Source organism: Micromonospora chokoriensis (genome assembly GCF_900091505.1).
GTDB classification, from domain to species: domain Bacteria; phylum Actinomycetota; class Actinomycetes; order Mycobacteriales; family Micromonosporaceae; genus Micromonospora; species Micromonospora chokoriensis.
The window spans coordinates 5,381,890-5,398,612 of the sequence record NZ_LT607409.1 but is presented as its reverse complement, the minus strand read 5'-3'; the positions used below and the strand labels follow the sequence as shown (position 1 = coordinate 5,398,612).

The following is a 16,723-nucleotide window of genomic DNA, read 5'->3' as shown; positions in this document are numbered from 1 at the left end:
GACCTACCGATGGCCAACGAAGAGCGGTTGCGCTACTTCCTCAAGCGGGTCACCGCCGACCTGGAGACCGCCCAGGAGCGTATCCGGCACCTGGAGGTACGCGCCGACGAGCCGATCGCGATCATCGGCGTGGGCTGCCGGTTCCCCGGTGGCGTGGACTCCCCGGAGTCGCTGTGGAACCTGGTCGCCGGCGATGGCGACGGCATCACGCCGTTCCCGTCCGACCGGGGCTGGGACACCGAGGCGCTGTTCGACCCCGACCCGGACAACCCCGGGACGTCGTACGCCGCCGAGGGCGGGTTCCTGAGCGGGGCGGGCGACTTCGACGCCGGCTTCTTCGGGATCAGCCCCCGCGAGGCCCTCGCGATGGACCCGGCGCAGCGCCTGCTGCTGGAGGTGTCCTGGGAGGCGATCGAGCGGGCCGGCATCGACCCGGCGTCGCTGTCCGGGTCGCGGACCGGCGTGTTCGCGGGCACCAACGGCTCGGACTACTCGGCCATCCTGATGGGCGCCTCCGAAGGGCTGGAGGGCTATCTGGCCACCGGCAACGCCGGCGCTGTCATCTCCGGGCGGGTGTCGTACTCGCTGGGTCTGGAGGGCCCGGCGGTCACCGTCGACACCGCGTGCTCGTCGTCGCTGGTGGCACTGCACCTCGCGGCGCAGGCGCTGCGGGCCGGTGAGTGCTCGCTGGCGCTGGCCGGCGGTGTCACGGTGATGGCCACCCCGTCGCTGTTCGTCGGCTTCTCCCGCCAGCGTGGCCTGGCGGCGGACGGCCGGTGCAAGGCGTTCGCGGGTGCCGCCGACGGCACCGGCTTCGCCGAGGGCGCCGGGGTGTTGCTGGTGGAGCGGCTCTCCGACGCGGTCCGCAACGGGCACCGGGTGCTCGCCGTGGTGCGCGGCAGCGCCGTCAACCAGGACGGCGCGTCGAACGGGTTGACCGCCCCGAACGGGCCGTCGCAGCAGCGGGTGATCCAGGCCGCGCTGGTCGACGCCCGGCTGTCGGCGGCGGACGTCGACGCGGTCGAGGCGCACGGCACCGGCACCACCCTGGGTGACCCGATCGAGGCGCAGGCGGTCCTGGCGACCTACGGCCAGGACCGGCCCGCCGGTCAGCCGCTGTGGCTGGGGTCGGTGAAGTCGAACATCGGGCACACCCAGGCCGCCGCGGGTGTCGCCGGGATCATCAAGGTGGTCGAGGCGCTGCGTCATGAGACGTTGCCGCGCACCCTGCACGTGGACGAGCCGACACCGCAGGTGGACTGGTCGGCCGGTGCGGTGGAGCTGCTCACCGACGCCCGGCCGTGGCCGGCGGGGGAGCGCCCGCGTCGCGCGGGGGTGTCGTCGTTCGGGGTGTCCGGCACCAACGCCCACGTGATCATCGAGGAGGCGCCGGCCGGGCCCGCCGACGAGCCGGTCGCGCCCGCCGCGCCTGTCGACGTGCCGGTCGTGACGGAACCGAACGTGCCGTGGCTGTTGTCGGCGGCGGCGCCGGAGGCGCTGCGCGGGCAGGCCGAGCGGCTGTCGCGGGTGACGGCGGATCCGGGGGCGGTCGCGTACTCGCTGCTGTCCACCCGATCGGTGCTGAGCCACCGGGCGGTCGTGCTCGGCCCGGATCACGGCGCCGGTCTGTCCGCCCTCCGGGACGGCCTGCCGTCGGGCGCGCTGGTGTCCGGCTCGGCCCACCCGGACGCGGGTGTGGTGTTCGTGTTCCCGGGTCAGGGTTCGCAGTGGGTCGGCATGGCCGCCGAGTTGTTGAACGCCGAGCCGGTGTTCGCGGCGAGGGTCGCGGAGTGTGCGGCGGCGCTTGCGCCGTTCGTGGAGTGGAATCTCCTGGACGTGTTGCGCTCCGATGACCCGTTGGAGCGGGTGGATGTGGTGCAGCCGGTGTTGTGGGCGGTGCATGTCGCGTTGGCCGAGGTGTGGCGGTCCAAGGGCGTCACTCCGGATGCGGTGATCGGTCATTCGCAGGGTGAGATCGCCGCGGCCTGTGTGGCCGGTGTCCTGTCGCTGAGTGACGCGGCCAAGGTGGTCGCCCTGCGCAGTCAGGCCCTGTTGGCGATCGCCGGCAGCGGCGGGATGGTGTCGGTCAGCGCCGGCCTGGACGTGGTCGCCCCCCTGTTGACCGAGGGTGTGAGTGTCGCGGTGGTCAACGGTCCGACGAGTGTCGTGGTGGCCGGTGCGGACCTGGACGGGTTCCTGGCCGCTGCGGAGGCGGCGGGGGTGCGGGTCAGGCGGGTGAAGGTGGACTACGCGTCGCACTGCGCTCTGGTCGAGCCGGTCGAGGCGGAGTTGGCCCGTCTGCTGGATGGTGTGCAGCCCCTGCCCGGTGCGGTGCCGGTGTTCTCGACCGTGGAGGGCGGCGGTGTCATGGATGCCGCCTACTGGTATCGCAACCTGCGTCAGCCGGTGCGTCTGGATCTGGCGGTGCAGGCCGCGCAGGCGGCCGGTAACCGGATCTTCGTGGAGGTCAGCGCGCATCCGGTGTTGACCGGGGCGATCGAGGCCACCACCGTCGGCACCCTGCGTCGCGGCGAAGGCGGCCCGGAGCGGTTCGTGCGGTCGCTGGCCGAGGCATGGGTGCAGGGCGCACCCGTCGACTGGACCATAGTCATCCCGGCGACCGGGGTGGTGGACCTGCCGACGTACCCCTTCCAACACCAACGCTACTGGCCCACCCCCGGCAGCGCGACGAGCCTGGCCGACCCGGTGGACAGCGAGTTCTGGCGGGCCGTCGAGAACGGCGACCTGACCCCGCTGGGCATCACCGGCGACGGCACCGAGCTGCTGCCCGCCCTCACCGCCTGGCGTCGCCGCGCCCGCCAGCACCACATCCTCGACGACTGGCGCTACCAGATCACCTGGCAGAGCCGGAGCACACCGGCCGAGAGCACCCACACCGGCACCTGGCTGGTCCTGCGCCCCACCGACGAACAGTGGTCGGACGCCGTCGAGGACGCTCTCCGGCAGGCCGGTGCCCGGACCGTACCGGTGACCATCGACGAAGGCCCGATCGAGCGGACCACCGTCGCCGACACGGTCGCCACCGCCGTCGCCGGAACGCCTGTCGACGGAGTGGTGTCCCTGCTCGCGCTGCCCCTCGCCGAGGCGACCGCCGCCGACGCGGTGCATCACACGTCCACGGTGCTGCACGGGCTCGCGGACGCGGGCGTCACCGCCCCGCTCTGGCTCGCCACCCGGTCCGGTGTCCGGGTCGGCCGCTCCGACGCCGCCCCGGCACCCACGCAGGCCTCGCTCTGGGGCTTCGGCCGGGTCGTCGCCCTGGAGGAGCCGCACCGCTGGGGTGGCCTGGTCGACCTGCCCGCGCAGCCCGATCCCCGCTCGGCCGCCCGGCTCGCCGCGGCCCTCACCGCCGGCGACGACGAGGACCAGTTCGCCGTCCGCGCCTCGGGCCTCTACACCCGCCGGCTGACCCGCGCCCCGCAGAGCGGCGCACCCCGCTGGTCGCCGTCGGGCACCGCGCTGGTCACCGGCGGCACCGGCGCGATCGGCGCGCACACGGCCCGCTGGCTGGCCCGCAACGGCGTCGCGCACCTGGTGCTCGTCAGTCGTCGTGGCCCGGACGCCCCCGGCGCCGACGACCTGCGCGCCGAACTGGAGCAGACCGGCGTACGAGTGACGATCACCGCCTGCGACATCGCCGACCGGGACGCGCTACGCGCCTTGATCGACGGGCTGGACGACCTGACCTCCGTCTTCCACACGGCCGCCGTCCTGGACGACGGCACCCTCGGCAGCCTCGACCGGGACCGGATCGACCGGGTCCTGGCCCCGAAGGCCGTCGCCGCCCACCACCTGCACGACCTCACCCGGGACCGGGACCTGACCGCGTTCGTGCTGTTCTCGTCGTTCGCCGGCACCCTCGGCAACGCGGGACAGGGCGCGTACGCCGCCGCCAACGCGTACCTCGACGCCCTCGCCGAGCAGCGGGCCGCCGACGGCCTGCCGGCGACCTCGATCGCCTGGGGCCGCTGGGGCGACGGCGGCCTCGCCGAGGAGGCCGTACGTCGGGAGCGGCTCAGCCGAGGCGGCCTGGGCGCGATGGACCCGGAGCTGGCCCTCACCGGTCTCGCCCAGGCCATCGGCGGCGGTGAGCCGGTGCTGGCGCTGACCGACGTCGACTGGGAGCGGTTCGCGCCCGGCTTCACCGCGGTACGCCCCAACCCGACCCTCGCCGCCATCCCCGAAGCCGCCGCGACCACCGCTGTCGACCCGTCCGGCGAGCTGACCCGGCGGCTGCGGTCGATGACCGCCCGGGACCGCGCCACCGCGCTCGTCGACCTGGTCCGCGGGCACGCCGCCGCGGTCCTCGGCCACCCCGACGCGGACGGCGTGGAACCGGAACGTGCCTTCCGCGACCTCGGCTTCGACTCGCTCACCGCCGTCGAGCTGCGCAACGCGCTCGCCGCCGCCACCGGCCTGCGGCTACCCGCCACCCTGATCTTCGACCACCCGAGCGCGCTCGCCCTCGGCACCCACCTCAGCGGCCTGCTCGGCGTCGACAGTGACACCGAGCCCGCCGCCGGTCAGGGCGTCTCTGGCGCTGCCGAGCAGCGCTTCTCCGTCGGCGCTGCCGGGCAGGACGACCCGATCGTCGTGGTGGGCATGTCGTGCCGCTTCCCCGGCGGCGTCGACAACCCCGACCAGCTGTGGCAGCTCGTGCGCGACGAGGTGGACGCGATCTCCACGTTCCCCGCCGACCGTGGCTGGGACGTCGACAGCGTCTACGACGCCGACCCGGACAACTCCGGCACCAGCTACGTCCGCGAGGGCGGCTTCCTCTACGGCGCCGCCGCGTTCGACCCGGAGTTCTTCGGCATCTCGCCGCGCGAGGCCCTGGCCATGGACCCGCAGCAGCGGCTCCTGCTGGAGACCGCCTGGGAGGCGTTCGAGCACGCCGGCATCGACCCGTCGACCGCCCGTGGCGAGCAGGTCGGTGTCTTCGTCGGCTCGAACGGCCAGGACTACGGCGCGCTGCTCTACGGCTCCACCGAGGGCGTCGAGGGGCACACCATGACCGGCAACGCCGGCAGCGTCGCCTCCGGCCGGATCTCCTACGCGCTCGGCCTGGAGGGCCCGGCCGTCACCATCGACACCGCCTGCTCGTCGTCGCTCGTCGCGCTGCACCTGGCCGCCCAGTCGCTGCGCCGGGGCGAGTGCCGGCAGGCGCTGGCCGGCGGCGTCACCGTGATGGCCACCCCGGGCCGCTTCGTCGAGTTCAGCCGCCAGCGCGGGCTCGCCGCCGACGGTCGCTGCAAGGCGTTCGCCGACGACGCCGACGGCACCGGCTGGGGCGAGGGCGCGGGCATGCTGCTGCTCGAGCGCCGATCCGCGGCGCTGGCCGCCGGCCACCAGATCCTCGCCACGGTACGCGGCAGCGCGATCAACCAGGACGGCGCGTCGAACGGGCTGACCGCCCCCAACGGGCCCGCCCAGCAGCGGGTCATCCGGGCCGCCCTCACCGACGCCGGCCTACGACCCTCCGACGTGGACCTCGTCGAGGCGCACGGCACCGGCACCCGACTCGGTGACCCGATCGAGGCCCAGGCGTTGCTCGCCACCTACGGGCAGCACCGATCCGCGGACCGTCCGCTGCGACTGGGATCGATCAAGTCCAACATCGGCCACACCCAGGCCGCCGCCGGTGTCGCCGGGGTGATCAAGGTGATCCAGGCGATGCGGTACGGGGTGCTGCCCCGGACCCTGCACGTGGCCCAGCCGACCGCCGAGGTGGACTGGGAGTCCGGTGCTGTCGCGCTGCTCGACAGGTCCCTGCCGTGGGACGGCGTCGGACCACGCCGGGCCGCCGTGTCGTCGTTCGGCATCAGCGGCACGAACGCCCACGTCGTGTTGGAGGGCGACCCGATCCCGGCAGCCCCGGACCCCGCCCCGAACCCGCAGCGGCCGTGCGTCTGGTTGCTCAGCTCGCGTACCGAGGAGGGGCTGCGGGACCAGGCCGAGCGGCTGCTCGCCCACCTGGACGAGCACCCGGGGCTGGACCCCTCCGACGTGGGATTCTCCCTCGCCACCACCCGTACCCCGCATCGGCACCGGGCCGCGGTGTTCGGCCGTGCCGAGCTGGCCGCGACGGCCACCGGGTCACCGGCCCCGATCAGGGGGTCGGTGGTGCGCGGCCGGACGGCGTTCGTGTTCTCCGGCCAGGGTTCACAGCGGCCGGGGATGGGCCTGGACCTGGCCGCCACCTACCCGGTCTTCGCCGACGCGTTCGACGCGGCCTGCGCCGAGTTGGACCTGTACCTGGACCGACCGCTGCGGTCGGTGATCGCCGACGGCGACGAGCTGGACCAGACGGTCTACACGCAGGCCGCGTTGTTCGCGGTCGAGGTCGCGCTGTACCGCCTGGTGGGCGCCACCCCCGACTACCTGGTGGGCCACTCGATCGGTGAGATCGCCGCCGCCCACGTCGCCGGCGTGCTGACCCTGGCCGACGCCGCGAAGCTGGTCACCGCACGCGGCCGGCTGATGCAGGCGTTGCCCGCCGGCGGGGTCATGGTCGCGGTGCGGGCCACCGAAGCCGAGGTGGTGCCGCTGCTGGTCGACGGCGTCTCCGTCGCGGCCGTCAACGGACCCCGTTCGGTGGTGCTGTCCGGCGTCGCCGACGCGGTGACAGCCGTCGCCGCGCACTTCGCGAAGTCCAAGCGGTTGACGGTCAGCCACGCGTTCCACTCGGTCCTGATGGAGCCGATGCTGGCGGAGTTCGCGTCGGTCGCCGCGACGTTGACGTACGCGCAGCCGCGGATTCCGATCATCTCCAACGTGACGGGTCAGGTCGCCGAGACACCGGACGCGGCCTACTGGGTGCGGCACGTGCGGGAGGCGGTCCGCTTCGCCGACGGCATCACCACCCTGGAGAGCCTGGGTGTCGCCACGTTCGTGGAGATCGGCCCGGACGGGGTGCTCTCCGCGATGGGCGCGGACTGCGTGACCGACGCGGTGTTCGTACCGCTGCAACGGTCCGACCGCGACCAACCGACCGCCCTGCGCGCCGGGCTCGCCCAGCTCCACGTCCGCGGTGTCGCGGTGGACTGGGTCGCCGTGCACCCCGGTGCGCGGCGGGTCGAGCTGCCCACGTACGCCTTCCAGCGGCAGCACTACTGGCCCGGGTCGGTCTCCTGGGCTCCGCCCGCCGCCGCGTCCGACGACGCGCACCTGTGGGACCGCATCGAGCGCGCGGACCTCGCCGGCATCGGCGCCGAACTCGCCCTGCCACCGGACGCCACCCTCCCGGCGGTCGTCCAGGCGCTCTCCATCTGGCGGCGACAGGCCCGGCGGAGCTCGACGATCGACGGGTGGCGGTACGGCGTCCGCTGGCGGCCCCTGTCCTCCACCGGGACGCCCACGCTGACCGGCACCTGGCTGCTGGTCAGCACCCCTGACCACCCCACCGCCGAACTCGCCGCCGTGCTGCGCCGGCACGGCGCGGCGACCGGAACCGTCACGCTGACGCCGGCAGACCTGACCCGCGCCGGCACCGCCGCGCGGATCGGCGCCGCCCTGGACGAGTACGGCCCGGTGCACGGCATCGTGTCAGTGCTCGCCCTCGACGAGTCCCCGCACCCCACACACCCGATCCTGACCAGAGGTGTCGCCGGCACTGTGACACTGGTCCAGGCCCTCGACCAGCTCGGGGCGACGGCTCCGGTGTGGAGCGTGACCCGTGGGGCCGTCGCGATCGGCGGCTCGGAGCGGGTCGCCGCGCCCGCCCAGGCGCAGGTCTGGGGTCTCGGTCGGGTCGCCGCCCTGGAGCAGCCGCGACTGTGGGCAGGTCTGGTCGACCTGCCGCCGCAGCTCGACGACCGGGCCGGCTCGCGGCTCTGCGCCGTGCTGGCCGGCGCCGGTGCCGGCGGCGGTGAGGACCAGGTGGCGATCCGCGCCTCGGCGATCTTCGGCCGCCGGCTGGTCCGCCATCCCCGCGGCACGACCCCGGGGCCGCAGTGGCAACCGCGCGGAACGGTCCTCGTCACCGGCGGCACCGGAGCACTGGGCGGACGGGTCGCGCGCCTGCTCGCCGAGCGGGGCGCCGAGCACCTGCTCCTGCTCAGCCGCCGGGGCGCCGACGCACCCGGGGTGGCCGACCTGACCGCCGAACTGACCGCGCTCGGCGCCCGGGTGACCGTCGAGGCCTGTGACGTCGCCGACCGGGACGCGCTGGCCGGCGTGCTCGACCGCGTCCCCACCGACCTGCCGCTGACCGCCGTGGTGCACGCCGCCGGCATCGGCACCCCCGGATCGCTGCGGGACACCGACCTGGACGAGTTCGCCGCCGTGGTCCGCGCCAAGATCGCCGGGGCGGTGCACCTGGACGCGCTGCTCGGGGAGCGACAGCTCGACGCGTTCGTGCTCTTCTCCTCCATTGCCGGGATCTGGGGCAGCGGCGGGCAGGGCGCGTACGCGGCAGCCAACGCGTACCTCGACGCCCTCGCCGAGGCCCGACGGGGCCGCGGCCTCGCCGGCACCGCCGTGGCGTGGGGGCCGTGGGGCGACGGTGGCATGGCCGAAGGGCCGGCCCAGGAGCAGTTGCGCCGCCGCGGCCTGCCCGTGATGAACCCGGAGTCGGCGATCGACGCGCTGGCCGCCGCCATCGACGACCGCGAGGTGGCGCTCGCCGTCGCCGACGTCGACTGGGCCCGGTTCGCGCTGCCCTTCCAGGCGGTCCGCTCCGGCCGGCTGCTCGACGAGATCGACGAGGCGCGGGCCGCGCTCACCGCCGGTGCGCCGGGGGCCGAGAACGACGCCGACGCCGACGCCCTGCGACGCAGTCTGACCGGACTGCCGGCAGCCGAGCGGGAGCGCGTCGTGCTCGACCTGATCCGCAAGAACGCCGCCACCGTGCTGGGGCACACCGCACCCGGCGGTGTCGACGTCGACCGCGGATTCCTGGAACTGGGCTTCGACTCGCTGACCGGTGTGGAGCTGCGCAACGCGCTCTCCGCCGAACTCGGCCTGCCGTTGCCCGCGACCCTGATCTTCGACTACCCGTCACCGCTGGTCCTGGCCGAGCACGTCCTCGACCAGTTGGCCGGCCCGGAGGCGGCGGGGGACCCGGAGGAGCAGCAGGTCCGTGAGGTCCTGTCCCGGATCCCGGTGGAGCGGCTGCGCGCGGCCGGCCTGCTGGACACCCTGCTCGGCCTGGCACAGACCGGGCCGGAGGCGCCGGACGCGCCGCCGGCCACCGACGACGACGGTGAGGACCTGGCGGAGCTCGACGTGAGCGAGCTGGTCCGCCTCGCCCTCGACGGCACCGAGAGCTGACGGGGAGTAGACGATGGCCACGAGTTACGACGAGGTGGTGGCGGCGCTGCGTGCGGCGCTCGCCGACAACAAGCGGCTCAAGCAACGCGCCGCAGCCCCGGCGGCCCCGCCCGCGCCCGAACCGATCGCGATCGTCTCGACGGGCTGCCGGCTGCCCGGTGGAGTCCGAGGGCCCGATCAGCTCTGGGATCTGGTGATCGAGGGCCGGGACGCGATCGGTGAGTTCCCGTCCGATCGTGGCTGGGACCTGGCCGCGCTGTCCGAACTCAGCACGGCGGGCTCCGGCGCCTTCCTCTACGACGCCGGTGACTTCGACCCCGGTTTCTTCGGCATCTCGCCGCGCGAGGCGATCGCCATGGACCCGCAGCAGCGGCTGCTCCTGGAGATCGCCTGGGAAACGTTCGAGCGGGCCGGGATCGACCGGGCCGCCGCCCGCGGCAGCCGGACCGGAGTCTTCGCCGGCACCAACAACCAGGACTACACGGGTGTGCTGGTCGCCGCCCTGGCGCAGGGCTTCGACGGGCACCTCGGCACCGGCAACTCGGCCAGTGTGGTCTCCGGGCGGATCTCGTACACGTTCGGACTGGAAGGGCCGGCGCTCACCGTGGACACCGCCTGCTCGTCGTCGCTCGTCGCGGTCCACCTGGCCGCCCAGTCCCTGCGCGACGGCGAGTGCGACCTGGCGCTGGCCGGCGGCGTCGCGGTGATGGCCACCCCGTCGGTGTTCGTCGAGTTCTCCAAGCAGGGTGGGCTCGCCACCAACGGCCGCTGCAAGTCGTTCGCCGCCGCCGCCGACGGCACCGGCTGGGGCGAGGGCGCCGCGATGATCCTGCTGGAACGGCTGTCCGACGCCCGCCGCAACGGTCACCCCGTCCTCGCCGTGCTGCGCGGCAGCGCGGTCAACCAGGACGGCGCGTCCAGTGGCCTGACCGCCCCGAACGGCCCCGCCCAACAGCGGGTGATCCGGGCCGCGCTGGCCAACGCCCGGCTCACCGTGGCCGACATCGACGTCGTCGAGGCGCACGGCACCGGCACCCGACTCGGCGACCCGATCGAGGCGCAGGCGCTGCTGGCCACCTACGGTCAGGACCGCCCCGCCGACCGGCCGCTGTGGCTCGGCTCGATCAAGTCGAACATCGGCCACACCCAGGCCGCCGCCGGCGTCACCGGCATCATCAAGATGGTCGAGGCGATGCGGCACGGCGTGCTCCCGGCCACCCTGCACGTCGACCGGCCCACCCCACAGGTGGACTGGTCCGCGGGGGCCGTCGAACTGCTCACCTCGTCGCGCCCGTGGCCCGCCGAGGGTCGGCCGCGCCGCGCCGCCGTCTCCTCGTTCGGGGTCAGCGGCACCAACGCCCACGTGATCCTCGAACAACCCGAGGAGACCGCGGCCCGGCTCGCCACCCCGGGCGCCCGTGCCACCCACGGCGTCCTGGCCTGGCCGGTGTCGGCCCGCGAACCCGCCGGGCTCCGCGCCCAGGCGGCGCAGCTGCTCGCGTACCTGCGGGAGCACCCCGGTCTGGACCCGGCCGACGTGGCCGGGTCGCTCGCGGTCACCCGCTCGCACTTCGAGTACCGGGCGGCCGCCGTCGGCACCGGGATGGACACGTTGACCGCGGCGCTGACCCGGATCGCCGACGGGACCGACCCGGGCGACCTCGCGGCGGCCCGACCGCAGGTGGCCTTCGTCTTCTCCGGGCCGGGCGCGCAGCGGGTCGGCATGGGCCGGGACCTGTACGCCACCTTCCCGGTGTTCGCCGAGGCGTTCGACGCGGCCTGCGCCGAACTCGACGTGCACCTGGACCGGTCGATCCGGGAGGTCGTCCTCGACGAGGAGGCCGCCCTGGACCGCACCGGGTACGCCCAGGCGGCACTGTTCGCCGTCGAGGTCGCGCTGTACCGCCTGGTCACCTCGTTCGGAGTGGTCCCGGACCAGCTCATCGGACACTCCAGCGGCGAGGTCGCGGCGGCGCACGCGGCCGGAGTGCTGTCGCTGTCCGACGCGGCGGCGCTCGTCGCGGCACGAGGACGGCTCATCCAGGCACTCCCGGCCGGCGGCGTGATGGTCGCGGTCCGGGCCACCGAGGCGGAGGTCCGGGATGCGCTCGCCGGATTCGAGGCGGTGGCGTCCGTCGCCGCCGTCAACGGCCCGAAGTCGGTGGTGGTGTCCGGCGCGGCGGAGGCGGTCGGGCAGGTGGTCGCGCGGTTCGGCAAGACCCGGACGCTGGACGTGGAGCACGCCCTGCACTCACCACTGATGGCACCGGTGACCGCGGACTTCGCCCGGGTCGTCCGAGGGTTGACCCACGCCCCCGCCCGCATTCCGGTCGTCTCCACGGTGACCGGCGGCGTCGCGGAGTTCGACACCGACTACTGGGTCGACCAGGTCCGCGCCACCGTCCGCTTCGCCGACGGCATCCGGACCCTGCACGAGCGGGGTGTCAGCGCCTACCTGGAGATCGGCCCGGACGCGGTGCTCACCCCGCTGGGTGCCGACTGCGTCGAGGGCGCCGACCGGGACACCGCCCCGCTGTTCGTCGCCGCGCAGCGCCGCGCCGGGGACGACGTGGAAGCCCTGGTCACGGCGCTCGCCCGGCTGCACTGTCGGGGCGTACGACCGGACTGGGCGGCGCTGCTGCCCGGCACCGCGCGCGTTGACCTGCCCACCTACCCGTACCAGCGGCAGCACTACTGGCCGGCGCTGGAGCCGGTCACCATGCCGACCGCAGCCGCCCCCGCCGAGCAGCCCCCGGCCGCGTCGGCGGCGCCGGTCCTGTCCCGCGACTCCACGTTCGAGGAGGTCCGCGACCTCATCCGGCGGGAGACCGCCGAGGTCCTCGGCTACCCCGGCATCGAGTCCATCCGGCCCGGCCGGGACTTCCTCGAACTCGGCGTCGACTCGGTGATCGGGCAGGAGATCCGCCTGCGCCTCAACGCCGCCGCCGGCCTGAACATGCCTCCCGGCCTGCTCTTCACCTACCAGGACCCGGACCGGCTGGCCCGGCACCTGATGGCGGAGATGGCCGGGACGACGCCGACCACGCCGGCCCCCACCCTGGACGTGCTGTTCAAGCAGGCACGGCAGAACGACGACCTGCACGAGTACACGACACTGCTGATGCGGCTGGCCGGGTACCGGCCGACGTTCACCGCCGACGACGTGGACGCCGGGCGGGTGGCCGTACCGACGCTGGCGCGCCTGGCCGAGGAGGGCGACGGGCCGCGGATCATCGCGTGCTGCACGACCTCGCTGATGGCCGGTCCGCAGGAGTACGCCCGGCTGGCCGGCGCCCTGCGCGGCCGGTACCGGATCTCCGCCCTGGTCAATCCCGGTTACCAGGCGGACGAGCCGGCCCCCGCCGACCTGGCCGCCGCGCTGCGCCTACAGGTCCGGGCGATCCGCGAGGACGTCGGCACCGAGCCGTTCGTCCTGCTGGGACACTCGGCCGGCGGTCTGGTCGCCAACGCCCTCACCGCCGAGTTGGAGGCCGGTGGAACCACGCCGGCCGCCGTGGTGCTGCTCGACTCCTACCCGCCGGCCGACGCGGTTCTCGGCCAGTGGATCCCCGAACTGCTCAACGGGCTGGAGATGGACGACGCCGGAGTGCCCGACGAGCGGTACCTCGCCTGGGCCTCGTACATCCGCCACTACGGCGACTTCGCGCCGTTGCCCAGCACCGCACCCACCCTGCTGGTCCGCGCCGGGGAGCCCCTCGGCGCGGTGCCGGAGGACCGCGACTGGCGGCCGTCCTGGCAGCACCCGCACACGGTGGCGGACGCCACCGGAAACCACTTCACGATGCTCGGCGACCAGGTCGGTCGCACCGCCCAGGCGGTGCACGACTGGCTGACCACGACCCTGTGAGACGGAGACTTCGATGACAATCACCACTGCCACTGTCGACACGAGCCTGTGGCTGCGCCGGTTCCACCCGAAGCCGGACGCGCCGGTGCGTCTGGTCTGCCTGCCGCACGCCGGCGGATCGGCCAGTTACTATCACCCGGTCTCGCGCGCCCTGACCGGCGTCGAGGTGCTCGCGGTGCAGTATCCCGGCCGGCAAGACCGTCGCGCCGAGCCGTGCATCGACACCGTTCACGGCCTGGCCACCCGGGTCGCGGAGCAGGTCGCCACCCTCGCCGACCGCCCGATCGCCCTGTTCGGTCACAGCATGGGAGCCTCGGTCGCCTTCGAGGTGGCCCGGCTCCTGGAGGAGGACGGCATCGTCCTGAAGCATCTGTTCGCCTCCGGGCGGCGCGCGCCGTCACGTCACCGCGACGAGCACATCCACCAGTTGGGTGACAACGGCCTGATCGCGGAGATGCGCCGGCTCAACGGCACCGAGGGCAAACTGCTCGACGACGACGAGCTGATCCGGATGATCATCGGGGCGATCCGCAACGACTACAAGGCCGCGGAGACCTACGTGTACCGGCCCGGTCCGCCGTTGTCCTGCCCGATCACCGTCCTGACCGGCGATTCCGACCCGAAGGTGACAGTGGACGAGGCCGACTCCTGGCGGACGCACACCACCGGCCCCTACGCCATGAAAGTTTATAGGGGTGGTCACTTCTACCTGAACAACCACCAGACGGACATACTGGAGACCATTGTGGATCGCCTGACGTCAGGCTGACGGCGACGCCGGCTTGACCAGTCCGAGACTTCCGGAGGTACCAGTGACAACCCCGACACCCACGCCGGCTCTGCGGCTCATCGGGCTGTCCAAGGCATTCGGTGACAAGCGCGCCGTCGATCACGTCGACCTGGAGGTGCCGGGCGGCTCGTTCTTCGGGCTGGTCGGTCCCAACGGGGCCGGCAAGACCACCTCGCTGTCCATGGCCGTCGGGCTGCTGCGCCCGGACAGCGGTCGCGCCGAGATCTTCGGTGTCGACGTCTGGGCCGACCCGGTCCGCGCCAAGGGGCTGATCGGCGTCCTCCCCGACAGCCTCGGCATGCCGGAGCGGCTCACCGGCCGGGAGGTGCTCACCTACCTGGGTCTGCTGCGGGGGATGGAACCCGAGGCGGTCGCCAAGCGCAGCCAGGAGCTGCTGGAGGTCCTCGAACTCGACCGGGCCGACAGCACCCTGGTCCTCGAATACTCGACCGGCATGCGGAAGAAGATCGGCCTGGCCACGGCGCTGCTGCACGCGCCGAAGCTGCTGGTCCTCGACGAGCCCCTGGAGGCCGTCGACCCCGTCTCGGCGGCGACGATCAAGGTGATCCTCCAGCGGTTCGTCGCCGCCGGCGGCTCGGTGGTCTTCTCCAGTCACGTCATGCCCGTCGTCGAACAGCTCTGCGACCATGTCGCGGTCGTCACCGGCGGCCGGGTGGTCGCCTCCGGCCCGCTCGACGAGGTCCGCGGCGGCAGCACCCTGGAGAACCGGTTCGTCGACCTGGTCGGCGGCCAGCCGGTGAGCGCGGGGGAGCTGTCATGGTTGGCATCCTGATCCGGATGAAGCTGGCCGTCCTGCGGCACTCGATGACCGGGCAGCGCGCCGCCGACATGATCGGTGGCGGTGTGCTGGGCCTGGTCCTCGCCGGAGGCACGATCTGGCTCGCCCTGCACGACTGGCCGGTCGACGGCCTACCCCTCGACCTGGTCGGCGCGGCGTTCGCCGTCTGGATGATCGGCTGGCTGTTCGGCCCGGTGCTGTTCGGTGGCGGCGACGAGACGCTGCGCCCGGAGCACCTGGCGCTGCTGCCGATCCCACCGCGCCGGCTCGCCTTCGGCCTGCTCGCCGTCGCGTTCGTCGGCGTCGCCCCGGTGGTCAGCCTGGTGGCCTTCACCGCGCTGATCGTCGTCGCCCTCCCGGTCGGCGGCGCCGCCGCGCTGATCGCGGTGCCGGTGGTGTTCCTGCAACTGCTGTTCGTCGTGCTCGCCTCCCGGTTCGTCACCGCCGCGCTCAGCACGCTGATGCGCGCCAAGATCGGCGCGGTGCTGGCGGCCGTCATCAGCGGCGGCATCCTGGCGCTCACGCACACCGGCTGGGTGCTCAAACCCACCATCCAGTACGCCCTCACCGCCGGCTTCCCGGACAACCTGGCGGCCTGGGTGCGCCGGTTGCCGTCCGGCTGGGGCATCGTCGCCGTGGAGGCCGCCGGCCGTGGTGACTGGCTGCTGGCCGCCGCCGTGCCGGCCGGGTTCGCCGTGCTCAGCGTGCTGGCCATGCTCGGTTGGTCCGCGCTGCTGGTCCGCCGGCTCAGCCACCGCAGCGCCAGCGGCCGCCCGGCGCGCGGTCGCACCGCAGCCCAGCAGGTCCGGGGTGGCGGCGTACGAGCCGTCGTCGGTCGGGAGCTGCGCACCGCGTCCCGTGACCTGATGCGCTTCCACTACCTGGTCTTCTCGCTGGTGTACGCCCTCGCGTTCTGTCTGCTGCCGCTCCTGGTCGACCTGCCGATCTTCGTGCCGTTCATCGGTGTCGCGTTCGGCATCTGGGCCGCCGCCATCTCCGCCAACCTGTACGGCGAGGACGGCACGGTCATCTGGCAGACCGTGCTCACCCCCGGGGCCGCCCGGAAGGACGTCCGTGGCCGCCAGCTCGCCTGGCTGCTGCTGACCGCGCCGGTGGTGGTGGTCCTCAGTGTCGTGCCCACGCTGCTCAGTGGGCAGACGTGGGCCTGGCCCTGGCTGGCCGCCCTGGTGCCGGCCCTGGTCGGCGGCGGCGCCGGCGTCATCGTGCTGATCTCGGTGCTGCGCCCGGTGCCGATGACCGACCCGCACAAGCGCAGCGGCAACCTCCTGGAGAACGGCACCGACTTCACCCAGGTGCTGCTCATGCTGGTGCTGGTCGCGGCCACCGCGGCCCCCGCCTACCTCACCGTCCGCTACGGCCCCGACTGGGCGGGCGCCGGCGTCGGCCTGGTCACCGGCATCCTGCTGGCCTGGCTGCTCGGCGACCTCGCCGCCAAGCACCTGGAAGCCACCGGCCCCGACCTGCTGGCCACCATGCGGGCCGCCACCTCCCGCAGGAGCAACCTCACCGGGGACGTCGACTGGGATCAGATCACGGCGTCGCTCGGCGGGGTGGATCTCGGCGAGAGCCGCCTCGGCATCGAGAAGGCGTCGCCCGCTCGCCGCGCCGCCGTCTATGTGTGCTTCATCGTCTGCTGGGTTCCGCTGATCGCGCAGGGTGTGGTCCCGGCCTTCCTGAAGTACACCGACCCCGACCGGGACTCCTGGTTCGTGGCCCGCCTCGTCCCCGAGGAGCTGCACTGGCCGGTCGTGGGCGTCATGGTCCTGCTCGGCCTGGGCCTCATCGCCGCGGGCTTCCACCAGCTCCGGTTGGCCCGCCGGGAGAGCCGGCAGGCGACCGTGGACCGTGCCGGCCTCGCCGCCGCCCCGGTGGTGACCCGGCACCCCGAGAGGGTCGACGAACTGAACCACTGAGCACGACGACGAGGGCTCGGCCACCGCGGTGGCCGAGCCCT

Annotated in this window: 4 protein-coding genes and 1 pseudogene; all 5 read left to right on the top strand. The window is 73.8% G+C overall.

The annotated features are described in order from the left end of the window. Positions 1 to 27 precede the first annotated feature (27 nt). A complete protein-coding gene (locus GA0070612_RS31630) occupies positions 28 to 9,291 on the top strand; it encodes a type I polyketide synthase (protein WP_456299245.1) in 9,264 nt (3,087 codons plus the stop codon). Between the two features lie 91 nt (positions 9,292 to 9,382). After that, positions 9,383 to 13,159 (top strand): annotated as a pseudogene (locus GA0070612_RS24700) (type I polyketide synthase); the annotation flags it as partial. Between the two features lie 19 nt (positions 13,160 to 13,178). Then, positions 13,179 to 13,928 carry a thioesterase II family protein gene (locus tag GA0070612_RS24695; RefSeq protein WP_408630581.1) on the top strand — a complete coding sequence of 250 codons (750 nt, stop codon included), beginning with the start codon at positions 13,179 to 13,181 and terminating at the stop codon, positions 13,926 to 13,928. 43 nt (positions 13,929 to 13,971) lie between these two features. Further along, positions 13,972 to 14,742, top strand: coding sequence for an ABC transporter ATP-binding protein (locus GA0070612_RS24690; protein ID WP_088990090.1), 771 nt, complete (start codon positions 13,972 to 13,974; stop codon positions 14,740 to 14,742). Beyond that, entirely contained in the window at positions 14,727 to 16,682 is a 1,956-nt protein-coding gene (locus GA0070612_RS24685) for a hypothetical protein (protein WP_157742588.1), read from the top strand. The genes GA0070612_RS24690 and GA0070612_RS24685 overlap by 16 nt, the downstream gene beginning before the upstream one ends. Positions 16,683 to 16,723: the final 41 nt, after the last annotated feature.